Origin of the sequence: Rhodopirellula islandica (assembly GCF_001027925.1) — a bacterium.
Taxonomy (GTDB): Bacteria; Planctomycetota; Planctomycetia; order Pirellulales; family Pirellulaceae; genus Rhodopirellula; species Rhodopirellula islandica.
On sequence record NZ_LECT01000023.1, the window covers coordinates 87,034 to 111,892 of the forward strand.

22 protein-coding genes are annotated in these 24,859 nt (G+C 58.4%); 9 read left to right on the forward strand and 13 right to left on the reverse strand.

Translation table 11 applies throughout. From position 1 onward, the window contains the following. Positions 1 to 774: 774 nt before the first annotated feature. From RISK_RS11625 to RISK_RS11635, 3 genes are all read left to right on the forward strand, one after another. On the forward strand, positions 775 to 1,548 hold the full coding sequence (locus RISK_RS11625; protein ID WP_047814534.1) for a gamma-glutamyl-gamma-aminobutyrate hydrolase family protein: 774 nt from the start codon (positions 775 to 777) through the stop codon (positions 1,546 to 1,548). Between the two features lie 1,182 nt (positions 1,549 to 2,730). Then, positions 2,731 to 2,883 (forward strand): hypothetical protein, encoded by a 153-nt coding sequence (locus RISK_RS32205; RefSeq protein WP_160311436.1) that lies wholly within the window; start codon positions 2,731 to 2,733, stop codon positions 2,881 to 2,883. A gap of 142 nt (positions 2,884 to 3,025) precedes the next feature. After that, complete coding sequence (locus RISK_RS11635; RefSeq protein WP_150122566.1) at positions 3,026 to 4,222, forward strand: transposase; 1,197 nt, start codon at positions 3,026 to 3,028, stop codon at positions 4,220 to 4,222. Between the two features lie 270 nt (positions 4,223 to 4,492). Here the strand turns inward: RISK_RS11635 and rplS are convergent, their stop codons facing one another. The 4 genes from rplS to ffh form a co-directional block, all read right to left on the reverse strand. Beyond that, the gene (gene rplS / locus RISK_RS11640; RefSeq protein WP_047814465.1) at positions 4,493 to 4,846 is read right to left on the reverse strand and encodes a 50S ribosomal protein L19; all 354 of its coding nucleotides are present in this window, start codon (positions 4,844 to 4,846) and stop codon (positions 4,493 to 4,495) included. 19 nt (positions 4,847 to 4,865) lie between these two features. Then, entirely contained in the window at positions 4,866 to 5,594 is a 729-nt protein-coding gene (gene trmD / locus RISK_RS11645; protein ID WP_047814466.1) for a tRNA (guanosine(37)-N1)-methyltransferase TrmD, read from the reverse strand. Continuing rightward, a complete protein-coding gene (gene rpsP / locus RISK_RS33370) occupies positions 5,591 to 6,013 on the reverse strand; it encodes a 30S ribosomal protein S16 (RefSeq protein ID WP_315852544.1) in 423 nt (140 codons plus the stop codon). Before rpsP ends, trmD begins: the two co-directional genes overlap by 4 nt. Positions 6,014 to 6,120: 107 nt before the next feature. Further along, positions 6,121 to 7,596: a signal recognition particle protein gene (gene ffh, locus RISK_RS11655; protein WP_047814468.1), complete on the reverse strand. Its 1,476-nt coding sequence runs from the start codon at positions 7,594 to 7,596 to the stop codon at positions 6,121 to 6,123. Between the two features lie 419 nt (positions 7,597 to 8,015). Between ffh and RISK_RS11660 the strand changes: the two genes are divergently transcribed. Beyond that, complete coding sequence (locus tag RISK_RS11660) at positions 8,016 to 8,426, forward strand: hypothetical protein (RefSeq protein ID WP_047814469.1); 411 nt, start codon at positions 8,016 to 8,018, stop codon at positions 8,424 to 8,426. Positions 8,427 to 9,201: 775 nt separating this feature from the next. Here RISK_RS11660 and RISK_RS11665 read toward each other — a convergent pair. Beyond that, positions 9,202 to 9,996 (reverse strand): glycosyltransferase family 2 protein, encoded by a 795-nt coding sequence (locus RISK_RS11665; RefSeq protein ID WP_047814470.1) that lies wholly within the window; start codon positions 9,994 to 9,996, stop codon positions 9,202 to 9,204. Between the two features lie 524 nt (positions 9,997 to 10,520). Between RISK_RS11665 and rplA the strand changes: the two genes are divergently transcribed. From rplA to RISK_RS11685, 4 genes are all read left to right on the forward strand, one after another. After that, positions 10,521 to 11,198, forward strand: coding sequence for a 50S ribosomal protein L1 (gene rplA / locus RISK_RS11670; RefSeq protein WP_047814471.1), 678 nt, complete (start codon positions 10,521 to 10,523; stop codon positions 11,196 to 11,198). Between the two features lie 172 nt (positions 11,199 to 11,370). Further along, positions 11,371 to 11,895, forward strand: coding sequence for a 50S ribosomal protein L10 (gene rplJ / locus RISK_RS11675; protein WP_047814472.1), 525 nt, complete (start codon positions 11,371 to 11,373; stop codon positions 11,893 to 11,895). Positions 11,896 to 11,992: 97 nt separating this feature from the next. After that, positions 11,993 to 12,406, forward strand: a complete 414-nt coding sequence (gene rplL / locus RISK_RS11680) for a 50S ribosomal protein L7/L12 (protein ID WP_047814473.1) — start codon at positions 11,993 to 11,995, stop codon at positions 12,404 to 12,406. Between the two features lie 409 nt (positions 12,407 to 12,815). Then, positions 12,816 to 13,760 carry a sugar phosphate isomerase/epimerase family protein gene (locus tag RISK_RS11685; protein ID WP_047814474.1) on the forward strand — a complete coding sequence of 315 codons (945 nt, stop codon included), beginning with the start codon at positions 12,816 to 12,818 and terminating at the stop codon, positions 13,758 to 13,760. Between the two features lie 612 nt (positions 13,761 to 14,372). Here RISK_RS11685 and RISK_RS11695 read toward each other — a convergent pair. The 8 genes from RISK_RS11695 to RISK_RS11730 all read right to left on the reverse strand — a co-directional run bounded on the left by RISK_RS11695 (position 14,373) and on the right by RISK_RS11730 (position 23,540). Then, positions 14,373 to 15,368 (reverse strand): methionyl-tRNA formyltransferase, encoded by a 996-nt coding sequence (locus RISK_RS11695; protein WP_047814476.1) that lies wholly within the window; start codon positions 15,366 to 15,368, stop codon positions 14,373 to 14,375. Then, positions 15,361 to 15,966 carry a peptide deformylase gene (gene def / locus RISK_RS11700; protein WP_047814477.1) on the reverse strand — a complete coding sequence of 202 codons (606 nt, stop codon included), beginning with the start codon at positions 15,964 to 15,966 and terminating at the stop codon, positions 15,361 to 15,363. Before def ends, RISK_RS11695 begins: the two co-directional genes overlap by 8 nt. A 56-nt stretch (positions 15,967 to 16,022) precedes the next feature. Then, on the reverse strand, positions 16,023 to 17,063 hold the full coding sequence (locus RISK_RS11705) for an ABC transporter ATP-binding protein (RefSeq protein WP_047814478.1): 1,041 nt from the start codon (positions 17,061 to 17,063) through the stop codon (positions 16,023 to 16,025). Further along, positions 17,060 to 18,109 (reverse strand): ABC transporter ATP-binding protein, encoded by a 1,050-nt coding sequence (locus RISK_RS11710; protein WP_047814536.1) that lies wholly within the window; start codon positions 18,107 to 18,109, stop codon positions 17,060 to 17,062. The genes RISK_RS11705 and RISK_RS11710 overlap by 4 nt, the downstream gene beginning before the upstream one ends. Positions 18,110 to 18,141: 32 nt before the next feature. Next, the gene (locus RISK_RS11715) at positions 18,142 to 19,377 is read right to left on the reverse strand and encodes an ABC transporter permease (protein ID WP_047814479.1); all 1,236 of its coding nucleotides are present in this window, start codon (positions 19,375 to 19,377) and stop codon (positions 18,142 to 18,144) included. Next, the gene (locus RISK_RS11720; RefSeq protein WP_047814480.1) at positions 19,374 to 20,303 is read right to left on the reverse strand and encodes an ABC transporter permease; all 930 of its coding nucleotides are present in this window, start codon (positions 20,301 to 20,303) and stop codon (positions 19,374 to 19,376) included. Before RISK_RS11720 ends, RISK_RS11715 begins: the two co-directional genes overlap by 4 nt. After that, positions 20,300 to 22,267: a peptide ABC transporter substrate-binding protein gene (locus tag RISK_RS11725; protein WP_047814481.1), complete on the reverse strand. Its 1,968-nt coding sequence runs from the start codon at positions 22,265 to 22,267 to the stop codon at positions 20,300 to 20,302. The genes RISK_RS11720 and RISK_RS11725 overlap by 4 nt, the downstream gene beginning before the upstream one ends. Positions 22,268 to 22,346: 79 nt before the next feature. Beyond that, on the reverse strand, positions 22,347 to 23,540 hold the full coding sequence (locus RISK_RS11730) for an amino acid aminotransferase (RefSeq protein ID WP_047814482.1): 1,194 nt from the start codon (positions 23,538 to 23,540) through the stop codon (positions 22,347 to 22,349). A gap of 183 nt (positions 23,541 to 23,723) precedes the next feature. On the opposite strand from RISK_RS11730, the gene RISK_RS11735 reads away from it, so the two are divergent. Continuing rightward, positions 23,724 to 24,737, forward strand: a complete 1,014-nt coding sequence (locus RISK_RS11735) for a zinc-dependent peptidase (RefSeq protein WP_047814483.1) — start codon at positions 23,724 to 23,726, stop codon at positions 24,735 to 24,737. Positions 24,738 to 24,859: the final 122 nt, after the last annotated feature.

The following is a 24,859-nucleotide window of genomic DNA, read 5'->3' on the forward strand; positions in this document are numbered from 1 at the left end:
ACTACCTCAGGCCTTCCAACAGACTGGGTTTTTTTTCCAGCCCGGGTGACCGTCCGTTCGGCCGTCCAACAGATTACCAGATTGCTTCGGTGGGACGAATCACCAGGGTGGCGAGGCGTTCAAACGGAGGGGATTCTGGCTGGGAGTCCTTGCGGCGCAGCACTGCTCAAGTTGCGAGGGATTGCCGTCAAATCGATCTGACGGAAGAATGGCCCTCACTGTGCGATTGGTCCCGGTGAAACGATCGCTGGTAGGAAGCTGGCGGACCGTCCACCAAATTGATTTCTGAAGAGTCAATGCGGTGACAGGGGGACAGGATTGGTTCCCCCCGGTGGGGCGCGAACTTCAGTCTGGAATGCGCAGAAACTCCCTGAAAACAGGCGGAATCGGGGGCTTTGCTAGCAAAAAAAGCATTTGCTAGCACTACCTGTAGTGTCCACGGGCGACTTTTCCACAAGATATCGTTCTTGCTTGGTGTTGTGAAACTCCGCCTCTAATCTCCCCGCACATCAGACGCGACACCGTCGCCGCGCCGCTTATCATTCACCTCATTGGAAGAGTCCGGGAAGCAAAGCGACCAGTTTGTTTCATGATGAGACAGGCTGGATTGGTCTCCCATGATTGCCCTTTTCCCTGCCAGAACAGCAGGCGGCATCATGCGGCTGAGACCACGCGGTTTTGATTCTCGCTCGATTGGATTCAGCTTCTAACTGCTGGGTCCAATGCTTGACCAGTGCGGGCCACACCAAACGCCGATACGAAGAGGATCTTCCCATGACGCGCAAGCCCCTGATTGGTTTGAACGCCGATTTCCGTGCCGCCGCCCGCAGCACCCCCGCGTTTGCTTACATCGCCGCCGGATACTACGAAGCAATTATCAAAGCTGGTGGTATCCCGGTCTTGGTTCCCCCACAAGCCGATGAAGAATCGGTGGCCCGAGTTTTAGACGCAGTCGAAGGATTTTTGTTCATCGGCGGTGGCGACCTGGATCCTCGCAACGACGGATTCATGCTTCACCCAAGCGTTCGTCCGATGAGTGCGGGACGCGAAGACAGCGACCGCATGTTGATGGCCGAAATCGCTGAACGCCGGATGCCTGTCTTCGGAATTGGCGTCGGCATGCAGTTGATCAACGTCCAGCAGGGCGGCAACCTGTTCTTGCACATCAAAGAAGATTTGCCGGAAGCGGTGCCTCACTTTGACGGTCAAGACGTCAATCACCGCCACACACTGAATGTCGAAAGCGATTCGTTAATCGGACGCGTTTACGGCGACGGCGAAATTCGCGTGACCAGTCGTCACCACATGGCGATCGATGAAGTTGCCCCTGGGTTCCGCGTCACCGCACGCTGCCCCGATGGCGTGATCGAAGCCATCGAAAGCGAAATGATCGACTGGTTCGCTTTAGGAACGCAGTTCCACCCCGAATCCGAGGCTGCTTCGGCATTGGACATTCGGATCTTCGAGGAGTTCGTCGACGCTGTTCGCGAACGCAACCAAGAGTCTCCTGCGAAAGAGGGCGACGAAGCCTACCGTTTGGTTGCTTGAGGATCGAAACGACACTACGGAGAGGACGTTGACGAATTGCACGTTTTGATCCCTTCCCACCGGGTTCGCTGCCCACGGTTGTCCCGCGAGAACCGTTTCCGCCAAAGGATTGGCGGGTTGGCAGCACGGAAGCATCGCCTGATGCGGCGAACCCGGTGAGAATGGGACTCCTTGGCGGGAGTCCCTCGCCTTCCAGGATGAAGGTGGTTGGTGGTCATGGATCGACCCGATCGAAAATCCAATTCGGCAACACAACAAGTCACGGCTGACAAGTTCAACCGGGTGCGTTCCACTGGAGCGTGCCCGGTTTTTTTATGCGCCGGGAGCTCACTTGGTTTAGCTTTTAGCTTTTAGCTTCTAGCTTCTAGCTTCTAGCTTCTAGCTTCTAGCTTCTAGCTTCTAGCTTCTAGCTTCTAGCTTCTAGCTTCTAGCTTCTCGTGCTCGTACTCGTGCTCGTGCTCGTACTCGTACTCGTACTCGTACTCGTACTCGCCCGGTGGGCTTCCGAGCCCGTCGAATCAATAGGAACCCGAAGCGCGAGTTTTGAAGTTGCGGATTGGCAGTGGGTTTTGTTGGCCAACGGCCAACATCAACCCACGCGTTTTGGGTTGAACTTGGCCGTTGGCCATTCAACGAAAAAACGCAACTTCAAAACTCACGCATCGGGTTTCCATGTCGACGAGCTTGGAAGCCCATTGCACGGGGACGGAAAACCTGGAGATCGTTTGGCGATCGTGCGACAAGCAACTGTCGTCGCTCCGCGACTTGCGACGGATGTTTCGTCGGCGTATGCCCTTGGGTTGAAAACCCAAGGCTTTCGGCTGTCGTCGCTCCGCGACTGGTGGTGTGTGTTGGGGGATCGGGCAACCGCGGAGCGGTGACATTTGTCAGCCTCGGGTTTCCAACCCGAGGTCTCGGTTGGAAGGCTCCTCGCTCACCAGCCTGCTGAATGAATCAGCCGGAACGCGCTAGCGTCCGGTTCGTCTTCGGTCACAGGGGAGCATCGTGCTCCCGGATGGTGCCACCCACCATCTCGCGCGCTCCCGCGATGGGTGCAGTCGACTCAGTAGCGCGTGCTTGTGATGTTGGGGCGACAAAATCCGAGATTGCTATTGGAGAAAAAGCGACGCCCGTCCCCTAATGTGAGTTTTGGCAAACAAGCACTCTCAGGAAACGGACGTCATGAACAAGTCTAACGGATTCGTTGCGTTGGCTGGATCACTTGTGGATCAACTCGACATGCAATGCCTCAAGCAACTCACCGCCATCGCGGTATCGTTGATTGTCGCGGTACGCTCTTTTTTGGCGGGGCGATGTCACACCTGCCTCGTTTGACCGGTTCGAGAGACGGATCGAAACACTCGTCCGTTCTCTGGGCCGGTTGATCATCCAGCACGCGCTCTCGAAACTCGAAAGCGACGAGCGCCCCGGCGGCTTCCGTTTCGACAATGCGTCGTTTCGCGTCAATCGCAAGACCTTGCAAACCCTTCATACCCGTTTGGGAACGATCCGCTTTGAGCGATGGTATTTTCAAACTTCCGATGCCTGGTATCACGGACTCGCTCCGCTGGACGTTCGCTTGGGCGTAGTCGATGTTCGTCGCGGTTTCACCTCGGGACGACTCTCTCCAGCACTGGCTGATGCGGTGGGGCGGTTGGCCGCTGAAATGCCTCAGCAAGCAGCCATCGAACAGATCGCTGAGCGGTTCGACGTCAAAATGTCCGTCGATGCCTATCGTCGCAACGTCGATAACATTCATCGGCTCACCAGTGAGCACAGCGACGAACAGGCCATCGAGCAGCTGATCCTGTGGACTGCCGCAGCCAACCAAAGCCAAGGGGAACGGTGTGTTTTGCTGCAATTGGGGCGTGACGGGGTTCACGTGCCGCTTAGACCGGGATGGAAAGAGTCGGGCTGCGCGACGCTCAGTCTCTTTGATCGCAAAGGGCGGCGACTGGGAACGATCTACCTTGGCGAGGCACCACGCAAAGACCAGTTGTTCCTCACGCGTCGGCTCGATCGGATTCTCAAAGCGTACTTCACGCGATTGCCGTGCGAGGTCCCGGTGCTGCGTTACGTGACGGACGCTGGAGCGCTTCCGCAGAGCTACTTCAAGAACACGCTTGCTCAGATGAAGCATCCGGTCAGTGGCGAGCCGCTGTCGTGGAGCTGGGGTGTCGACTTCTTTCATGCTTGCGAGTATCTGACGAAACTCGGCGATGGTCTGTTTGGCAGCGACACCAACGAAGCTCATCGCTGGGCCGAGGAGAGTAGGCGGATTCTTCGTCATCAAGACGATGGCGTCAGCGCGGTGATTCGGCGAGCAGCTCAGCAGGAGCGGCGTCATGGTTTAAAGGGCAAACGTGCGGACTTCGACAGCGGCCTTGGTTACCTGAAGAAGTATCGCCCGCACATGGACTACCAACAGAGGCGTGCTGCCGGCGAGCCGATCGGTAGCGGCATTACCGAGGCGGGATGCAAGGTCATTTTCAATCAACGGTTTAAGCAATCCGGGATGCGTTGGAAGCGTGACTCAATGCAAGCAATCATCGATCTTCGAGCCACCCATCGAAGTGGGTTGTGGAAAGGCGTTTGGCGGAAAATTCTATTCCCCGAGCACCAGCTGCCACCGATAAACAGATTGCTTGGCTCAAAGAAGTCGCTGGCAGCTTAGGGTCGCATGCTACTGAGCCGACTGCACCCCCCGCGATCAGATCGATCAGATGGTGCCACCCACCATCTGGATCGCTCCGCGACTGGTGGTGTGTGTTGGGCGTGCTCCCGAATGGTGCCATCCACCATCTGGTGCTCCCCTCCCGGATGGTGCCACCCACCATCTCGCGCGCTGTGTTCGCTCTCTCCCCCCCCCCACCGCGCAGCAAACAAGCTGCGCCGGTGAACCGGAGCAGCTTGGCGAGTGTTGGGAGGTGCCCGGAGGCAGCGATCAAACGCGGCGACGTTCTTTCAAGCGAACGGCTTTGCCGACGCGATCGCGAAGGAAGTACAGTTTGGCGCGACGGGTGACACCGCTGCGTTTGACTTCGACTTTTTCGATGCGGGGGCTGTGAACCGGGAATTTACGCTCCACGCCTTCCCCAGCCACGATGCGGCGGACGGTGAACATTTCTCGGGAACCTTGGCCACTGCGGCCGATCACGACGCCGGTGAAAACTTGGACTCGCTCTTTGTTGCCTTCCAAGATCTTGGAGTGCACGTCGACGGTGTCGCCGATTTCAAACTTGGGAGCCTCTTCTTTTTGGTTGGCCTTGTCGACCATGTCCATGATGGCGTTGTTCATTTGGGAACCTCTGTGATGTTCAGGAGAGTTTGTTGGGGTGTTCGTTGTTTGGTTCGGAATGCTCGGGCAGCAAATCGCGGCGACGGTCAATCGTTTTCGCCCAGCTTTGTTCGGCTCGCCAGGCGGCGATCGCGGCATGATCGCCGCTGAGCAGAACATCGGGGACGGTGTGGCCTTCGAATTCACGGGGCCGGGTGTACTGGGGGAACTCGAGCATCCGATTACCTCGGCTGAACGAATCATCCAGGCTGCTTTGTTCATCACCGAGCACGCCAGGCAGCAACCGGACGACAGCGTCGATGATGGTCATCGCGGCCACCTCGCCCCCGTTGAGGACAAAGTCGCCAATGCTGATCTCTTCGGGTTGGAGGATATCCAACACGCGTTGATCGAATCCTTCGTAACGACCACACATCAACAGGATGCGGTCGCTGGTGGCGAGGTCTTCGGCCAACCGTTGGTCGAGCCGTCGACCTTGCGGGGTCAACAAAATCTTTCGAGCCGGGACAGCGGCCATGGCGTCCACGTCCCGAACGCAATTCACGGTCGGTTCGACTTGCAACAGCATTCCAGGGCCGCCGCCAAAAGGGCGGTCATCGACTTTGCGATGAGGGGTGTCTTCGGCCCAATCGCGGAGGTTGTGTCGCTGAATCTCTACCAAACCACGAGCAATCGCCTTGTCCAGCAAGCTTTGGGTCAGATAACCGTCAAAGATGGCCGGAAACAGGGTGACAACGTCGAATCTCACTCCGTCGTGGCTTCTGCAGCAGGAGCATCGTCGGTCGAGGCTTCAGCAGCAGGTTCTTCTGCGGGAGCTTCTTCCGCAGGGGCTTCTGCCACGGGAGCAGCCTTGGGAGCGGGAGCTTCTGGTGGTGGGGTGTAATCTTTGCGGCGTCCGAGTCGCTCGACGGCTGCCTTTTGGGCTTCCAGGTGCGAACCTTCGGTGCCGTACTTTTTGATCAGCACAGCCACTTTGTCGCTGGGTTGAGCGCCAACGCCAATCCAGTAGTCGACCCGATCGGCCTTCAGTGTGGTGCGGGCGTCGGTTTCGGGGCACATTGGATCGTAGGTGCCGAGTTCTTCGATCACACGACCATCACGTGGGTTGCGTTGATCCACTGCACAAACACGAAAGAAAGGACGGTGCGTGCGTCCCATCTTTTTCATGCGAATTCTTACTGCCATGTCGGTCGTTTCTCCAAGGAATTGAGGTTGATTTCGGGGGCTGAAGACTGAGGGCTGTACCGCTCCGGTCTTGGCCCACTTGATCTCGCTCAGCGTTTTTTTCGTTTGAGTTTTCGTTTCAGCTTGTCGCGTTCTTTGCGTTGCTGAGCCTTTTCGGCTGGGGAGAGTCGTTTCCCCGTGCTCTGCTTTGTTTTCAAGCCACCCAAGCGGGGGTCGCCCGACATTGCGTTGGCTTGAATTTGACGCATCATCGCCATCCGATCGCCGCTGCCCTTGCCGGACATCGCTTGCATCATCGGCTTCATCACATCGAATTGTTTGATCAATTGCGTGATGACTGGCGATTGGACGCCAGCACCCTTCGCGATTCGCGTGCGACGAGTCGCATCGATCAGCTTAGGGTTTTTGCGTTCCGCGGGGGTCATCGAATTGATTGCCCCGATAATTTGTCGAAGTTGGCCGCCGGCCGCTTCCGATTCCATCGCTTCTTTGAATTGGCCCATGCCAGGCATCAGCCCCATCATGCGTCCCATCAGCCCGGGCTGGGCGACTTTCTGCATCATGTTCTTGAAGTCGTCGAGCGAGAAGTCGCCGCTGGCCATTTTGGCCTCCAGCTCTTCTCGTTCGTCTTCGTCCACGATTCGGTGTGCTTCGCGAGCCGCGGCGACGATGTCGCCCATCTGCAAAATACGGCTGGCCATGCCTTCAGGGCGGAAGGGTTCCAGAGCATCGAAGTGCTCGCCCGTGCCCATGAATTTGATCGGTACGCCGGTGACTTGCTTGACGGACAGCAAGGCTCCGCCACGAGCGTCGCCGTCCAGCTTGGTCATCACGACGCCGTCCAGTTCCAACGCGTCGTTGAACGCACCGGCACTGTTGACTGCGTCTTGACCCGTCATGCCGTCGACGACCAAGTAAACCTGATCGGGGCCGACTTTGCGGTCGATTTTCTTCAGCTCGGCCATCAGTTCGGCGTCGATCGCCAAACGTCCTGCGGTGTCCAAGATGACCACGCGATTGCCGTCGCGGCGGGCCATTTCGACACCGGTTTGACAGACCTTGACCGGGTCTTTGTGGTCCGTTTCAGCGTGAACGGGGACGCCGAGTTGCGACCCAATGACCTTGAGTTGTTCGATGGCGGCGGGGCGTTGCAAGTCAGCCGCGACCAGCAAGGGAGTGATGTTTTGTTCTTGCAGCAGCTTGGTCAGCTTGCCGCAGGTGGTCGTTTTCCCGCTTCCTTGCAGCCCGCACAGCATGATGATCGTGGGACCATCGGCTTTCAAATTCAGGGCGGAATCGACTGGGCCGAGGGTTTCGACCAGCTCGTCGTAGACGATGCGAACCAGCTCTTCTTGCGGCCGCAGCGACAGGAGAACGCGTTTTCCGAGGGCTTTTTCGGAGACATGCCCCATGAAGTCCTGGACGACGCTGTAGCTGACGTCCGCCTCGAGCAGCGATTGCTCCACGATCTTGAGACCATCGCGCATATTGCCTTCGGTCAGTTTGCCTTTGCCAGACAAACTTTTGAAAGCGGATTGCAGACCGTCGGAGAGTGAATCGAACACGCGTCGGAAGGGGCGGGCGAAAAAGCGGTTTTTCCAGGAAAGCCCGGCAGTTTATCCAGGACGCCTCCGTTTTGTAAATGGAGAGAACGCCGAATTCCGCTGGGAAACGGTTTTCAGGTCTGTTTTAGGGAGGCACGAGCTAGGAGCTAGGAGCTAGGAGCTAGTGGTCTGTCAGCACTTGTTTTTAGGGTAGTGGACGAGGCCACGAGTCCTGAACTGGCGTCAAATCCAAGGACTCGTGGCCTCGTCCACTACGATCAACCCTCACTTTTAACTTTGACGGACCACTAGGAGCTAGAAGCTCCCTCCGGCCCCCGTGACCTAACGTGTCACGCCGGTTGCGATCCTATGTGTGTCGCCGGGAGGTTCACTCGGCGGCGGATCCCCCCGCAACCGCCTTTTCACGGAAGATCAATCCCATGGCTAAGTTTTACGTTCAATGTGGTGCCCGTTCGTTGGTCGTCGATGCGATGGATGCCGATGCTGCTGCGATGCACAGTGTCGATCTCGCGATGCAGCCCCATCTGTGGATCTACGACGACGAAGGGTTGACGGATTCTGACCGTCACAGCCATGTGATGCTCGAGGCCCTGATGCACATGGCCACCGAGGTTCGGGTCAGTGAGCAGGGGTTCCATCGAGAGGATGCGACCCGTTTCGGCACGCCTGACATGGTGCACCAATGGCATCAAACCATGGTCGGGCTGGCTCGATTGATGATGGCCGCTGGGCTGGCGTCACGCCCGATGCGTCAACTGGCGACCGCCGCGGTGGGGAAATCGGTTGGCAACGCCTCCCCCGAGACCGAATCCAAGCGTTTGCCTCGCTGAAGGCAGGGGCCAGCATTTGTCCCCAATGTTTGCGTGCCTGTCGGTTGTCGTCGAGCACCGTGACGCAAACGGGTTGGCAGTGACTCGGGTGCGACGAGGCTTGGCGTTGGAGGGCTGCCCGACGGAACCGTTGGGGACAACGGTTCTACTCTGGTGACCGCACGCTTGTGTTTCGATTGAAGGAGTGAAATGGACAATTTGAAATTGTGAAATCAGGGCGGAAGCTGGCGAGATGTTGGACGCCTCGCTTGGTTGCAACGCCTTGGCTTGGTGATGTGTTGGTGCCTGGTCCACCACGGGCACTGGCTGTTCAACTGGCAAGTCAATTTGCAGTTTGCAATTGTCAATTTAACTTTTTCAATGCTCGCCCGTAGGATGGCTCTCCGCCCGTCGGCAAGGAACCCCGGCGCGTCAGTCAGGCCCCGCAGCGCATCTACGACGGCCCCGTCCGGGGCGACCTTTCTGTGTTTCGTGATCCAACTCGGGGCTTCCGCCCCGAGCTAGCAACGACGGCCCCTCCGGGGCGATGGGGGTGAACCGCCCAGTCTTCGCTCCGCGGTTGCTGGATCACCAGGCACGCACGCTCAGTCGCAGAGCGACGGCAGTTGCCCGTCTTCCTGGACGGTGCCACCTCGGATCTCGTCAATCGCTCGGATTTTGCAATTGTCAATGCTTGCCCTTCGCTCGATCCTCCCGGAGGAAGGGTGCAGGGGAAGTTGGCAGGGAGGCGAGGGCTCGAGGGGAGCCTCGGCGGATGCTTGGGAAAGGCGGCAGTTCAGCTGGCGGCTCGCTTGGATTTCTCGCTGCATGGCGAGTCGGCTTGCCCGTTTTTTCCTTCGCTGGGTTGGAATCGACCTTCGCGGCACGCCAGGTCGATCGCGTCATCGAGGACTTGGTTGTAGTAATTCAGGCGGGTTTCCGCGTGATCCAGCGAACCGCCGAAGGAGCGTTCGAGATCCAAGTAGATCAGCGGGACAGGCAGTTCCGTGACCTGCAGTCCTGCCGCTGCGGCTTCGACCCACAGTTGAAGTGGCATCGCGTAGCCGTCGTCGGTGATTTTGAGCGCTCGCAGGCCTTCGGTTCGGTAAGCCTTGAAGCCGCAGAACGCGTCGGTCAGTGAGAAGCCGAGTCGGCGGTTGATGTCCGCTGTGATCCGGCGGTTGATGAACATCCGTTCTTGGGGAGGTGCGTCGTCGCCCTCGAAAACTTTCAAGTAGCGACTGCCAGAGACAATGTCCGCATGCTGGCCAGCCTCGATGAACTCTGGGATCCGGCAAGGTTGGTGTTGCCCGTCGCAGTCCAGCGTGACAACGCCTTCGTAGCCCTCTTGGATGGTGTGGGCGAAGACAGTTTGCAGTGCGGCGCCGTAGCCCCGGTTTTGGGGATGGTGCACGACCGCGACCGATTCAGGCAGGCGTTTGGCCCAGGCGTCCAGTCGTTCGGGAGTTCCGTCCGTGCTGCCGTCGTCGACCACCAGGATTTGGTTCGCGTGCTGGAGCACGTTTTCGAGGACTTCGTCGACGTATTGAGCTTCGTTGTAAACGGGAAGTGCGGTCAGCCAAGGTTTCATCATTCGATTTCTCTTTCGGTTCTTTCGCGTGCACTGCGAGGTGCTGGCACTGCATCGGCTTCATCAAAATGTTGCCGAGCCTTCTGGTTCCGCCATTCAGGATGGCGGTCAGGCTTGGTCGTTCGGGTGCAACAGCAGGCGAGTTCTGGGGGGGGGCGAGACCCGGTGAAAACCATGCTCCCGCCGTGCTTCAGGGGGCATGTTAAGGTTTGCGGTCGATTGTGACAGGTTTTCCTGCATCTTCCCACGATTGCAACCGATGTGCCTCGATGAAGGCCTCGCTTCGAAAAACCAAGAAAAAAAACCGAATTGCTTGGCCCAGTTGAGGTTGACGCTGCTGCTGGCCTTCGCCAAACTCCCCCGCTTCGATCGCAACCCAGATCTTTGAGGGTTTCGGTTGTTTAACAAGTGGGAGATTCTGCCGCCGGGCGTTCTTTCAGCCGATCGGAATGATTAGCTGGCAACAAAGAGTTCGGGCCAGCGTGGAATCGCCATACCACCCGACACAAATGAGTCGTGACTAAATGGGAAAGAAATCCAAGCGGTATCGTGCCGCCCTCGAAAAACAGCCCAAGGAAATGCTTCCGTTGGGCAAGGCCGTCGAGGTATTGAAAACATACGACGCCACGAAGTTCGACCAAACCGTCGAAGTTCACATGCGTTTGGGCGTTGATCCAAACCAGGCTGACCAAATCATCCGCGGTTCGCTCGTGTTGCCACACGGCATCGGCAAGACCCAACGCGTGGTTGTGTTCGCCAAGGGCGACGCAGCCAAAGCGGCTGAAGAAGCTGGTGCGGATGAAGTCGGTCAAGAAGACATGGCCAAGAAGATCAAAGACGGCTGGACAGACTTCGACGTCTGCATCGCCGCCCCCGACATGATGGGATTGGTCGGACCTTTGGGTCGTGTGCTTGGTCCTCGTGGTTTGATGCCTAGCCCTCGTGCTGGAACCGTTACCCCTGACGTCGGTCGAGTCGTCAGCGAGTACAAGGCTGGTAAGGTCGAGTTCCGGAACGACAAGGGTGGCAATGTTCACGCGATGGTCGGCAAGATGAGCTTCGACGCCAGCAAGCTCGAAGAAAACATCACGTCGTTCGTGGACTTCATCGCTGCCATGAAGCCTCAGTCCATCAAGGGCACGTACATCAAAGGCGTGGCGATCTGTGCGACGATGACGCCTAGCGTTCGCGTTACCACCTAGCTGCACGGTTTGGCCTGATGATTCGCTTCATCGGGCTGCCCCGGTCAACCAACATCATGGTTGAAAGCGTTGGTTTTCAAATTGATGTTGGAGGATCAATGTTCTTGATCCTACCCCAAACGATCACATCCAACTGCGGCCAAGGTTTGGCTCTTTCGAGTGAAAAAATCCGATGAGTAAATACGTCAAAGAACTGGTGACTCGCGATCTCAAGCGTCGGCTTGATGGCGTGGAGGATGCCGTGTTGGTCAATTGCTCCGGCATGGATGCAAACACGACCAACGAGCTGCGTGGCGAGCTGGGCCAAAAAGACATCCAGATGATGGTTGTCAAAAACTCACTTGCCCGTCGCGCCACTGAAGGCACGTCTCTCTTCCCCGCGTTCGATGGAATGAATGGGCAAGTCGCCGTGCTCTGGGGCTCGAGCGACTTCGTCAGTCTGGTAAAGGAAGCCGTCCGGCTGGACAAGGACAAAGAGAAGTTCGAACAGTTTGTCACCACGGGCGGCGTTCTGGACGGTGAGAAACTGGATCCAGATGCCGTCAAGGCGGTCAGCAAGTGGCCCAGCCGTGAAGAGCAAATTTCCATGTTGGTCGGTCAGATCCTTGGCCCAGGTGCAACACTCAGTGCTGCAATGCTTGGTCCGGGCAAAACGCTCAACAGCCAGATCAAGTCCAAGGGCGAAGGCGACGAATAGTCGTCTCTGCTCAAGTAGCCGGGGCCTGTGTCCGTGTCCCGGCTTTTTTCCTGAACCATTTCCGAATCACCTTTTTCGTTTTTGAGGTAGTTTGACTATGTCCGATGAAGCAACCGCTGTCGTTGAATTCAGCGCAGAAGCAAAAGAACTGGGCGACAAAATCGCCAACATGACCCTGAAGCAAGCCAAAGAATTGAGCGACTACCTCAAGGATGAGCATGGCATTGAGCCAGCCGCCGGCGGTGGTGCTGTGATGATGGCTGGTCCTGCCGAAGGTGGTGCTGCCGCTGAAGTCGAGCAGACCGAATTCGATGTCGTCTTGACCAGCTTCGGTGAGAAGAAACTGAACGTCGTCAAGGTCGTCAAGAACATCACGGGTGCATCGTTGATGGACGCCAAGAAGATGGTCGAAGGTTGCCCAGCAACCCTGAAAGAAGCTGTCTCGAAAGAAGACGCTGAAAAGGTCAAAGCCGAAGTCGAAGAAGCTGGCGGCTCCGTCGAACTCAAGTAGTTCGAAGCCGGATTGGTTCGTTCGGAAATCGGTCAAATCAGTCAATGATCGTGGATTCATTCACTTGGATCCGCGGTCATTTTGCTGCGCCGGCAGCTGGTATCACGCGAGTGCGTGGGCGGGTTGTTCTGCGGCTGGTTTCTATGTTCGTTTGACTCGCTCGCCGCTGTGAGGGTGAGCTTTGATTCGCTTGGTTCGACCGTTCGCTTGCCTCCCGTTTGTTGGGCTCGCGACGCGTGGAGCTCGCGAATTTCTTGCGCGTTGCGACGGGTTTCCAGTTAGACTGTGAGTCGGTTTGCATTCGCTGCTGCGCTCACATTGGTGCGCTCAGGCCGAGTGATGTGAACACCCTTGAATTTCCTCTTTGAAGTCCCCACGCCCCACCTCAGAACCGTTAGGAACAGCCCGCATGTTGCCACGTCGTCAATTTTTGCAGTCGCTCGCCGCCACCACCGCCGTTGCCGGAATCGCTGGTTCGCGAATGTTGGCTCATGCTCACGAAGGGCATGATCATGATCACGCTCCTTTTCAAATTTCTTTGGCCGAGTGGTCGCTGCACCGCACGCTTCGGGATCAGTCGGTTGGAATCACCAACATGGACTTCCCGAAGGTTTCGAAAGAGCAGTTCGGCATTGATGCGGTCGAATACGTCAATCAATTCTTCAAGGACAAGGCTCGTGACGAGAAGTATTTGTCGGAGCTGAATTCGCGTTGCAAAGACAACGGCGTGAAGAGCCTGTTGATCATGGTCGACGGGGAAGGACGCTTGGGCGACCCTGACAAAGATGCTCGTGCGAAAGCAGTTGAGAATCATCATCAGTGGGTCGACGCGGCCAAGTTCCTCGGTTGCCACTCGATTCGTGTGAATGCAGCCAGCGGCGGTTCTTACCTTGAGCAGATCGGGTACGCAGCCGATGGGCTGAGCCAACTCAGTGAGTACGCCGCCAAGCAGGACATCAACGTGATCGTTGAAAACCACGGTGGTCTGAGCAGCAACGGTGCTTGGTTGGCCGTCGTGATGGAGCGCGTTGGGATGGACAACTGCGGCACGCTGCCGGACTTCGGCAACTTCTTCATTTCGCGTGGCAAGAACGCAGATGAGTTCGATCGCTATCACGGCGTGCAAGCGTTGATGCCGTACGCGAAAGCTGTCAGTGCCAAGACGCACGACTTTGACGAAGAAGGCAACGAGAAGAACACCGACTACTTCAAGATGATGAAGATCGTCACCGAGTTTGGTTACAACGGCTACGTTGGGATTGAATACGAAGGTGGTGGGCTCAGCGAAGCCGAAGGCATCCTGGCCAGCAAGAAGTTGCTCGAACGCGTTCGCGACGAACTGGCCAAAGCGTAAGTCGCTTTCGCATCTGATTGAAAATGCAAACCCGGCGCACTGCGTCGGGTTTTTTTGTTGGGCGGGAAGTTGGAAAGGGCGACAGGCGTAGGCCAGGTTCCACCTGGCGGTGGTTCTTGGCAGGCGGACGTTGGGCTTGCGAGACGAGGGGACTGGACGCCTCGCTTTGTTCCAAAGCATCGGCGTGGTTGCCAGGTGGGACCTGGCCTACAGGAGCATTGGCATGATTGCCAGGTGGAACCTGGCCTACGTTGGCTGGTTGCTGTCGTCGAGCGGCGTGAGGCTGGACTGAGAAGCGATGATGCCCGGCGTTGGCGGGTGGCACGACGGAACAGTTGAGGGCAACGGTTCTACTCTGATGGCGGTGATCGTCGGGGCGTCCGCCTGGATGGAGCGTGCTTCGAGTTCGATTGCAAAAGTGAATTGACAATTTGAAATTGCAAAATCGGCGTTCCTAGGCCAGGTTCCACCTGGCGGTGGTTCTTGGCAGGCGGAGGTTGGGCTTGCGAGATGAGGTGACTGACGCCTCGCTTTGTTCCAAAGCATCGGCGTGGTTGCCAGGTGGGACCTGGCCTACAGGAGCATTGGCATGATTGCCAGGTGGAACCTGGCCTACGGTTGTGCGATCAGCGGTTGGCCGGCTGTCAGGCGGTGGCCGCGTTTGAAGTCCAGGCCGGACATTTCTTTTTTGCCGGCCGGTTGAAGTCGCTCGACGATGACTTGGCCGTCGCCGCATCCGATGGCCAGCCCATCGTGCTCCATCACCCGGCCCACGTTGGCGGGGTCAGCGGCGAACGTTTCCGTGCGGACTTCGCGAATCGCGACGCGGAGCGGTGGTTTGTTTTCGTTCACGGTCGCATGGGTGAAGGCCACCGGCCACGGCTGCATGCCTCGCACCAGGCAATCGATTTGGCGGGCCGTCGCGGACCAGTCGATCTGGGCTTCGGCCTTGGACAATCGCGGTGCCTTGGAAATCTTGGTGGGGTCCTGCGGTTGGCCAAGGGGGCCGTGAGTTTCGAGGGACTCGATTGTTCGCAACAGGCCGATGGCTTCCAGCGTGGCATCGACACCAATGGCTGACAGGCGAGTTTCCAGTTCACCGGATGTCTCGTCGTCGCGAATGGGTGTGGTGCGAGAGGATACGATTGGTCCGCCATCGAGTCGCGGGGTCATGTGGATCACCGACACGCCGGTTTCGCGATCGCCAGACAAGAGGGCTCGTTGAACCGGCGCGGCGCCTCGGTAGGCGGGCAGCAGCGAGCCATGCAAGTTGATGCCGCCCAGGCGTGCGGCTTGCAGTGCATCGGGTTTCAGGATTTGGCCGTAGTCGCAAACGACGAGCAGATCCGCGTCCATGGCGACCAGGCTGGCCACGGTTTCGGGATCGTTGATGCTGGCGGGAGCATCGACGGGAAGGTTGTGTGATTCCGCCCATTCCCGGACCGGTTGCGGTGGCGGGCCACCGCGGCTTTTGATGGGCGGCAGCGGCCGCACGAATACGCGGGCGATTTCGTCGCCGGTGGAATCCAGTTGTTGGCAGATTGCCTCAAAGGATGGCACCGCAAAGGGGCCGGTCCCCATCAGCGCATAACGCAGGGAATCAGTCATGGGAGGAGGTCCCGCCGGTGTACATGGCTTCCCATTCGGCTCGTTGCCGAGCCAGTGTTGCTGCATCGGCGATCGACCCGGTGCCCTGCTTGGACTCGTAATCGGTTTTGAATTCTTCGAGTTGGTCTTCGAGGTCGCGGAGGCCTTCTTCGCCGATGCGGTCAAAGAACATGATGCCGTCGAGGTGGTCGACTTCGTGTTGGACCACGCGTGCCATGAAACCATCGAGGACTTGGTTGATCTCGTTGCCTTGAAGGTCAAATCCACGCAACCGCACGGTTTTGGGGCGTTTGACTTGGCCGTAAATGCCCGGCACGCTGAGGCAGCCTTCTTGGGCGGTGTCGTTGCCTTTGTGGCGGTCGATCTCGGGGTTGAGGATCACCCAGGACTCGCCCTCGTCGCGTTTTCCCGTGGGGTTGGCGACGAACATGCGGATGGGCAAGTCAACTTGGTTGGCCGCCAGGCCGACGCCGTCGAACTCGTACATCAGGTCGAGCATCTCTTCGGCCATCGACTTCAGCTTGGCATCCACCCGCATGATGGGGCGGCTGGTGTGTCGGAGTGTCGGATGCGGAAAATGGATGATCGACAACGGCATGATGAAGTTGGGAAAAAGACGAAACGGCGGATGAGTTCAATCAATCCCGCAGCTTATCAAACTTCCGGCGGATCATCACGCTCCCAACAAGCCGCGGCGTGCGATCGGTCTGGCAGTCCGGGCCGATCGGTTCGGCAGCGGTCCACGGCGATCGGGCAGCGGTCGGCGAACGAGCAACCGGGGTAGAACTTGTCCGGCGAGGGGACTTCGCCTTGCAGCACGATTCGCCGTCGTTCGGCCGCGAGGACTGGGTCGGGGACTGGGACGGCGGACAGCAGGGCTTCGGTGTAGGGGTGTTTGGGGTCGGCGTAGAGTTCTTCTGCTGTGCCGAGTTCCGCGATTCGGCCGAGGTACATCACTCCGACTCGAGTCGCGATGTGGCGGACGACGGCCAAGTCGTGAGCGATGAACAGGTACGCCACACCGAGTCGCTGCTGCAGGTCCATCATCAGGTTGATGATCTGTGCTTGGATCGAAACATCGAGTGCGGACACGGGTTCGTCACAGAGGATCAGGTCCGGTTGGACCGCGAGGGCGCGAGCGATGCCGATGCGTTGCCGTTGGCCGCCACTGAATTCGTGGGGGTAGCGATTCAGGAATCGAGGGTTGAGGCCCACCAATTCCATCAGTCGCAGCACTTCGAGTTGGCGGTCTTTTCCGGAGGCGAGTTTGTGAACCGTCAGCGGTTCGCCGATGATGCCACCGACGGTCATCCGAGGGTTGAGGCTGGCAAAGGGATCTTGGAAAACCATTTGCACGCGGCGTCGGTACGGCAGCATCTCTTTGTCGGACAGTCCCGCAATCGATTTGCCGTCAACCAGGACGTCGCCTGAGGTCGGGTGAACCAGGTTGATGATCGCGCGAGCGGTGGTCGATTTTCCGCAGCCGGATTCCCCGACCAACCCCAGTGTTTCGCCTTTGGCAATGTCAAAGGACACGCCATCGACGGCGCGGATCAGGCCTTGCTCGGGATTGAACAGGGACCCACGTCGAAAGGGGAAGTGAACCTTCAGGTCGCGGACTTGCAGCAGCGGTGGGTCCGCGGTGGCGTTGCCTGATCCTTGGGTGGCTTCGTGTGGGGCGTTGACTGCGCTCATGAGGGCATCTCCACATGGCAAGCCGCGAGGTGAGGTTGCACGACGGGCAGGTTCGCACCGCCGGCAGGTTCTGTTTTCAACGCCAGCGTGGGTTCTTCACGCTCGCAAACCGGTTGCACGAAGCTGCACCTCGGCGAGAACGCGCAGCCGACGATGGGTTCGGACATGTCCGGCGGGCCACCGGGAATCGCCAGCAGTTTCTCGTGGCGATCGGTGTCAAACCGTGGCAGCGAACCGAGCAAGCCAAGTGTGTACGGGTGTTGGGGGGACGCGAAGAGGTCGTTCACGTTGGCTTTTTCAACAATGCGTCCGGCGTACATCACCATCACGCGGTCAGCGACACCGGCCACCACGCCCAGGTCGTGCGTGATCAAGACAATCGCTGTGCCCTTGCGTTCTTGCAGGTCAGCGAGCAGATCCATGATCTGGGCTTGGATGGTCACGTCCAGTGCGGTGGTGGGCTCATCTGCAATCAGCAGTTCCGGTTCGCAGGACAACGCCATTGCGATCATCACGCGTTGTCGCATCCCACCACTGAATTGGTGCGGGTAGTCGCGGAGGCGTTTTTCGGGTGACGTGATCCCAACCATTCCCAACATGTCCACCGCGCGTGCGGCAGCTTCTTTCTTTGTGAGTCCCAAGTGCAACCGAGTCATCTCGGTCATTTGCTGCTCGATGGTCATCAGTGGGTTCAACGCCGTCATCGGATCTTGAAAGATCATCGAGACATGCCGGCCGCGGACGCTTTGCAGTTCTCGATCGGTCATCTTCAGGAGGTCGCGACCTTGAAACAGCGCCGTTCCGGAATCGATTTGTCCCGGCGGTTGTGGGATCAGTCCCATCATCGCCAAGTTGGTGACGCTTTTTCCGCTGCCTGACTCTCCCACGATGCCGACAGTCTCCCCTGCTCGAACATCAAAAGATATCCCGCGGACGGCTTGGACCTGCCCCTCATCTGTTTTGAAGCTGACCTTGAGATCGGCAACCTGGAGGAGTGGTTGGTCGTCCCCGCGAGGGGCGTCGATTGCGTCCGCTGTGGCGGGCATGGAGGAAGCGGTGGGCGATCCGGGAGCTGGGTTCATCGGTTTTTCATCTTTGGATCCAACGCGTCACGCAAACCGTCGCCTAAGAAGTTCAAAGCGAACAGGGTCATGGCCAGAGCCGCGCCTGGGAAAATCACCACCCACCAAAAAAGTTTGACGCTGGAAAGGGCTTCCACGCCGTCGTTGAGCAACAATCCCCAGGACACATCGGGCGGGGCAACGCCCAAACCCAGGAACGAGAGGAAAGCTTCGAACAGCATCACGGCGGGGATGGTCAAGGTCAGGTAAACGATGACGATGCCAAGCACGTTGGGCACCAGGTGTCGAAACACGATTCGCATCGACGAGGCACCAATTGTGCGAGCCGACTCAATGAACTGTTCTTGACGAAGGGACAGCACTTGGCCGCGAACGACGCGTGACATCGTCAGCCAATAGATCGCACCGATGATGATGTAGAAGATCATGATTTGGTCGATGCCGTAGCTTTCCAGCCACGCTTTCACGCTCTCCTCGCCCAAGAACGTGACCAGGTAGATCACCACAAAAATGAACGGGATCGAATACAGCATGTCGACGATCCGCATCATCGCTGCGTCCACCCAGCCACCGAAGTAGCCTGCGATCGCGCCGTAGCTGACGCCGATCACCAAACTGACCAACGTCGCCACCACACCCACGACCAGTGAAACGCGAGCGCCCCAGAAAACTCGAGCGAGCAGGTCGCGTCCGAGTTTGTCGGTTCCAAAAATGGATGGCACCGCGTAGTCACCAAAGATCGCGACGCGAAGCTGCACCATCTTGAAGGAGATGCTGCCGAGTTGATTCCAGAGTTGGTTGAAGGGATGTTCGACTCGAATTCGGTCTTGGATCGACTCAAGCTGTTTGGCTTGTTCGGCCGGGTGGGTGGTTGCCAATGCCGCCGCAGATTCTTCGGCGATGTTGGCTTCGAAGAGTGCCAGTTGGCTGGTCAGTTTTCTGTCGGCGAACTTCAACCCTTCCCGCGATCCCATCGTGACCGATTCGAACGAGGGTGGGAGGAAGCGGCGGTTGTTGAGGTCTTTGTCGAGCGGGCTTTGCAGCGGCAGCATCGGCGTCAGGAACGCGACCAACCCCAAACCGATCAAGAAGACCAGCGAGGTCATGGCAGGGCGGTTGCGACGCAATCGACGCCAAGCATCTTTCCAAAGCGAGACACCGCGAATCTTGCGGGATTCCTCCAGCAACTTCGCGAGCGCTTCTTCGTTCTTGCCTGAATCGGGAAGGTTCATTCCAGTTCGACTCGCGGGTCAATGACAGCGTAGGCCAAGTCAACGATGGTGTTCATCACAAACAGCAGCACGGTGTAGGTCAGCACCATGCCGGTCGCCAGCGTCGTGTCACGCTGAGTCGCGGCATAGATGAAGTGGCTGCCCATCCCGGGCAAGGCAAAGATTTTTTCCAGCACCAGCGATCCGGTCAGGACGCCCGCCGTGGCTGGACCGAGGTAGCTGACCACGGGAAGCAACGCGCCGGGAAGCACGTGTTTGATGATCACGGTGCGTTTGGGCAGTCCTTTGGCGAACGCGGTGCGAACATGTTCGCGGGTGAGCGATTCCAGCATCCCGGCTCGGGTCAGGCGGGCGATGTAGGCGGCAACGGGCAGTCCCAGACAAATCGCCGGCAGGGTGACTTGTCGAAGGGTTCCCCAGCCTGCGGCCGGGAACAGAGGGATCAAGAACACGAACAGCAAAATCGCGATCGATGCCAACACAAAGTTGGGAATGGCGATGCCGAGCACCGCGGTTGCCATCATCGCCACGTCGGCGACGGTGCCGCGATAAACGGCCGAGATGACTCCGGCGGAAACACCCAGGATGATCGCGAAAACCAAGGCGAAGATGGCCAGCGAGGCGGAGACGGGGAAGCCTTCCGCGATGACTTGGTTGACGCTGTAATCCTCCAGCTTGATCGACCAACTGAGGTCGCCGCGGCTGAGGATGCCCCACATGTAGTCCCAGTACTGCTGCAGTGGCGGTGCATCCAGGTTGTACCGGGCACGCATCTGTTGCTCGATCGCGGGAGGCATCGCGCGCTCGGCACTGAAGGGGCTGCCGGGGGCCGCACGCATCAGCACAAACGAAACGGTGTAAACCGCCCACAGTGTGATGGCCATCCAGCCGAGGCGTCGGACCAGGAATCCGAGCAAGTCTTTCATGGCTTGGGTTCCAATCGAATCGTTTGAAACGGGTGCGTGTCTTGTGGTGTCGGGAACAAACCCTTGACGTGGGGTTTGATGATGTTCAGTCCGACGTAGTAATAGATTGGAATCGCAGGCAACTCATCGGCCCAGATCGTTTCGGCTTCCGCCAACAGTTCCATGCGTTTGACTTTGTCGGATTCGGACGCCGCGGCGGCCACCAGTTCGTCGTAGCGTGGGTTGTTCCAAGCGGTGTTGTTCTGCGGGCTCTTGCTGAGGAACAGGTCCAAGAACGTGTTGGGATCGGGGTAGTCGCCGTTCCAGGCGGCTCGCGAAATGTCGTACTTCTGTTGCTGGCGTTTGTCGAGGAAACTGCCCCATTCCATGTTCTGCAGGTCAGCTTTGACGTTCAGGTTGTTTTGCCATTGCTGTTGGATGACTTCCGCGATCGCCCGGTGGCTTTCGCTGGTGTTGTACAGAATCGTGAACTTGGGGAAGCCGCGTCCGCCGGGGTAACCTGCTTCGACCAGCAGTTGCTTGGCTTCTTCGAGCGATCCTCGATTGCCTTTGACGTGCGTGTAACCGGCAATCCCAGGCGGTACCAAGGCAAAGGCAGGCTGTTGGCCAGCCTTGGTGACTTCACGCACGATCTGTTCGCGATTGATCGCCATCGAAAGCGCTTTGCGGACTCGCACGTCATCCAGTGGCGGGCGTTTGGTGTTGAGTTCGTAGTAGTACACCGACAAGTACGGCGCGCCGTGGTAATCGTCGCGTTGCTTGAGTTCTTCGATCAGGGTGACGGGCGGGTCGGTGACCCAGTCCAGTTCGCCGGTCTCGTACATGTTGAGCGCTGTGTTTTGGCTCTCGATGGAAAGGGCATCGATCGTTTCAATCCCCACGGTGTCGGCGTCGTACCATCGCTCGTCTTTGACCAAGCGGACTCGGTCGCGCAGTTTTCGAAGGCCGACTTTATAAGGGCCGCAGGTGACGATGTTCTCGGGCCGCGTCCACATCGGTTTGCCATGCTCTTCAATGCAGTGGCGAGGGACTGGGAACAGAGGGTAGTACGCGGTCAGGTACGGGAAGTACGGGAGGGGGTCGCGAAGATGGACGATCAGCGTGAATGGGTCGGGAGCTTCGACGCCACCGAGTTGATCGAAGGCGACCAGGACGGCATGGGCTCGCTGGGTGTTGTCCTTCGCCAAGGGCGTCTGCAGGTTTTTGGTGTAGGTGACCGTTTCGGTGACCTCGTCCCAGAGGATTTCATCGCCGTCTCGTTTCGCCAGATCAACGGTGTACAGCCATTCGGATTGCCAATCGGCAGTGGCCTTGGACTTTTCTTCTTTGGAGGCGTCTTCCGGAACGTTGGGCTGGGGCGGTTTGTCGAGCGCCTTCAGGGTGCCGTGAACGATGGTCCCACGGGGGAAGGTTTGGGGGGCTGGATCGCCGTCGATCGATTCACCCGGGCGGTCCCACAGTTCGACTTCGACCTTGTCGCCGGGTTGGACTTCGCCGGTCGCGTAGGCTTCGGCGTGCTGGACGCCGAACAGTTGGAAGTTGTATTCGCAGGCGGTTTCCGGATGCAGCATCCGTGTCCACGACCAGACAAAGTCAGCCGATGTGATCGGGACCCCGTCGCTCCAGGTGGCATCGTCCCGCAAGTGGAACGTGTAGGTCATGTTGTCCGGCGAGACTTCGTAAGACGAAGCGATGCCCGCCTGAGGAGTCATGGGTTGGACGCCGGTTTCTGGATCGGGGTCGCCCTCGGGCAACTCTTCCAGCAAACCGGTGAAGATGTTGAACAGAATCCGGCTTTCGGGTTGGCCGGTCGCTCGGTGTGGATCAAGCGTTTTGGGGTCGGTGCCGTTTTGAAAGCTGAAGTCAGCCGGCGGCATCGCATCAAATCGAGACGCCCAGATCAGGGACACCATCACCACGATGGCAGCCACAACCAAAAACGCTCGACGAAGTTCCAAAGGCATGGCGGAAAATCAGGAGGGAGGGAAACAGGGCGTCAGCATCATGTTTCATCTTCAATGCATTGGACAGACTGTGGCTAGTCTATCGCAAGACAGACGCCACTGCGTTGCACAACCATTCCATCCGCGATTCATTCATGCCAGCGACGTTGATTCTGCCACTGCCGACCAAATAGACGCCATGTTCGCTACGCAATTGGTCGACTTGCATCGGTGACAAACCGCTGAATGAGAACATGCCTTTCTGATTCAGCAAGAACGAGAAGTCTTGGTCGACTCCCGTCGCGGCCATGCCATCGACAAATTGTTTTCGCAGCGAAGCGATTCGGGTTCGCATCTCGGCGAGCTCTTCGTGCCACATCTGAGTCAGCCCTTGGTCGGCCAACACGGTGGCCACGATCGCACCGCCGTGGCGGGGTGGGTTGCTGTAGTTGGCTCGGACGACTCGCTTGAGTTGGCTGAGAGCTGCCTTGGTCGTGTCAGCGGACCCGGACACCAGGCAAGCGGTTCCGACACGTTCGCTGTACAGGCCAAAGTTCTTGCTGAATGACGAGCACACGATGGCTTCGTCGACATGCCGCAGCACGGTGCGAACGCCCGCCGCGTCTTCGTTCAGGCCAGTGCCGAAGCCTTGGTAGGCGAAGTCCAGCAGCGGGGTCAGGTTCTTTTCCGCGACGACGCTGGCGATTTGTTCCCATTGTTCCGGTGTCGGGTCGACTCCGGTTGGGTTGTGGCAACAAGCGTGCAGCAGGACCGCGTCGCCGGCCTTGGTTTTGTTCTTCAGGTCTTCGATCAAGGCGTCGAAGTCCAGCGTCTTTTTGTCCGAACCCAGGTAAGAATAGGTTTCCACGGGCAAGCCGGCAGCGGCCATGATCGCGTTGTGGTTGGCCCAGGTTGGCGTCGGCAAGAAAATCCGCAACGGTCCGCACTGAGTGGCCAGGAATTCCGCCGCCACGCGGAGGGCACCCGTGCCGCCCGGTGTCTGCACGGCAGCCACGCGTTCGGGGGCGATTTGATCGGCGAAAATCAATTGACGGGCGGCTTCGCGGTAATCCGGCAGGCCATCGATGGAGAGGTAGCCCTTGGTCGATTCGGTTTCAATGAGCCGTTTTTCGGCCTCTTTCACGCAGCGAAGCACGGGCGTGGTGCCCGAAGCGTCTTGGTACACGCCCACGGAAAGATTCATTTTGGTTTCGCGTTCATCGGCTTTGAACGCTTCAGTCAGTCCCAAAATGGCGTCGGGAGCAGCAACAGAAATGGAATCGAATCGGTGCACGGGGAAACCGAAATCTGAGTGGAGGGGAGGGAGTCGACGTCACATTGGGTCGACGGAGCCACGAGAATAACTACCCAGCCGGATTTCGCCTACACGCGGGAAAGTGCTCAGCCCGGAGTCCCAGGGTGGGGAGCACGTTCTCCGCTCTCTGCAGATTGGCCCTCGGCACTCTATGCTACCGCCATGCTTGTCACTCCTGAATTGGATCAAGCCAACCGTCGCTGGGCGGTTGGCATCTCGGTCGCCTTCGCCCTGCTGGTCGTTGGCGTCGCGTTCGTTCGCCCCTGGGCTCTCGCTGCGTTGCCGTTGGCGTGGGCCCTGCATTGGTGGTTCCGCCGGCGAACGGTGCGTCGATTGAAAGTCATGGCCTCGCCCTTCCCGGACGTTTGGGAAGCCGCGCTGCAAACGCATGTCGTGTACTACCGCATGCTCGACGAGGATCAACGCGAGGGTTTCCGCAATCGCATGAAGGTCTTTTTGGACGAGGTCGCCATCACGGGAATCCGCACCGACGTCGATGAAACGACGCGAGCCCTGGTGGGTGCCAGCGCGGTGATCCCGATCATGGGGCTGGACGACTTCGAGTACTCGGGATTGGGCGAAGTGCTGATCTACCCCGGGTCCTTTGGTGCGGATTATCAGACCGAAGGTGACAGCGACAAAAACACGTTGGGGATGATCGGCGTGAATCACCTGAGCGGGGTGATGATTTTGTCCAAGCCTTCTTTGCTGGCTGGATTCTCAAACCCGGGTGACAAACGCAACGTTGGCATTCACGAGTTCGCTCACTTGGTCGACAAAGCGGACGGCGAAGTCGATGGGATTCCCGCGTCGGCTTCGTCGGAAGTCACCGAGCCGTGGGTGAAGTGGGTGGGGGAAGAGTTGCAATCCGAGGGAACGCGTTCAGGGATCGACGATTACGCGTACACCAACGAGGCGGAGTACTTCGCTGTGCTGTCAGAGTACTTCTTTGAGAAACCAGCCCAGTTGCAAGCCAAGAACCCAAAGCTCTACGCGATGCTTCGCAAAATGTACCACCAGGATCCCAAGCGTCTGTTTCGCGGTCGTCGCAAACGTCGCGGGAAAGTCCACCGCAACGACCCGTGCCCTTGCGGCAGCGGAGACAAGTTCAAGCACTGCTGCCGCCGCAAGACCATGCAAGGCTTGCCACGCCCTCGGGGCACTCAAAAAGAGTAGAACATTTGTCCTCAAATGTTTGCGTGTCTGATGAGTGTCGTCGAGCAGCGTGAAGCGAACGGTTTGGAGCTGAATCGGGTGCGACGAGGCTTGGTGGTGGAGGCCTGCTCGACGGAACAGTT

Bases quoted from the DNA above. Each gene is read 5' to 3' on its own strand.
- RISK_RS11725 (WP_047814481.1), bottom strand. From the start codon at position 22,267: ATGCCTTTGGAACTTCGTCGAGCGTTTTTGGTTGTGGCTGCCATCGTG.
- RISK_RS11715 (WP_047814479.1), bottom strand. From the start codon at position 19,377: ATGAACCTTCCCGATTCAGGCAAGAACGAAGAAGCGCTCGCGAAGTTG.
- RISK_RS11735 (WP_047814483.1), top strand. From the start codon at position 23,724: ATGCTTGTCACTCCTGAATTGGATCAAGCCAACCGTCGCTGGGCGGTT.
- RISK_RS11685 (WP_047814474.1), top strand. From the start codon at position 12,816: ATGTTGCCACGTCGTCAATTTTTGCAGTCGCTCGCCGCCACCACCGCC.
- RISK_RS11720 (WP_047814480.1), bottom strand. From the start codon at position 20,303: ATGAAAGACTTGCTCGGATTCCTGGTCCGACGCCTCGGCTGGATGGCC.
- rplA (WP_047814471.1), top strand. From the start codon at position 10,521: ATGGGAAAGAAATCCAAGCGGTATCGTGCCGCCCTCGAAAAACAGCCC.
- RISK_RS11705 (WP_047814478.1), bottom strand. From the start codon at position 17,063: ATGAGCGCAGTCAACGCCCCACACGAAGCCACCCAAGGATCAGGCAAC.
- RISK_RS32205 (WP_160311436.1), top strand. From the start codon at position 2,731: ATGAACAAGTCTAACGGATTCGTTGCGTTGGCTGGATCACTTGTGGAT.
- RISK_RS11660 (WP_047814469.1), top strand. From the start codon at position 8,016: ATGGCTAAGTTTTACGTTCAATGTGGTGCCCGTTCGTTGGTCGTCGAT.
- RISK_RS11695 (WP_047814476.1), bottom strand. From the start codon at position 15,368: ATGACTGATTCCCTGCGTTATGCGCTGATGGGGACCGGCCCCTTTGCG.
- rplL (WP_047814473.1), top strand. From the start codon at position 11,993: ATGTCCGATGAAGCAACCGCTGTCGTTGAATTCAGCGCAGAAGCAAAA.
- rpsP (WP_315852544.1), bottom strand. From the start codon at position 6,013: ATGAAAAAGATGGGACGCACGCACCGTCCTTTCTTTCGTGTTTGTGCA.
- rplJ (WP_047814472.1), top strand. From the start codon at position 11,371: ATGAGTAAATACGTCAAAGAACTGGTGACTCGCGATCTCAAGCGTCGG.
- RISK_RS11625 (WP_047814534.1), top strand. From the start codon at position 775: ATGACGCGCAAGCCCCTGATTGGTTTGAACGCCGATTTCCGTGCCGCC.
- rplS (WP_047814465.1), bottom strand. From the start codon at position 4,846: ATGAACAACGCCATCATGGACATGGTCGACAAGGCCAACCAAAAAGAA.
- RISK_RS11710 (WP_047814536.1), bottom strand. From the start codon at position 18,109: ATGCCCGCCACAGCGGACGCAATCGACGCCCCTCGCGGGGACGACCAA.
- RISK_RS11665 (WP_047814470.1), bottom strand. From the start codon at position 9,996: ATGAAACCTTGGCTGACCGCACTTCCCGTTTACAACGAAGCTCAATAC.
- def (WP_047814477.1), bottom strand. From the start codon at position 15,966: ATGCCGTTGTCGATCATCCATTTTCCGCATCCGACACTCCGACACACC.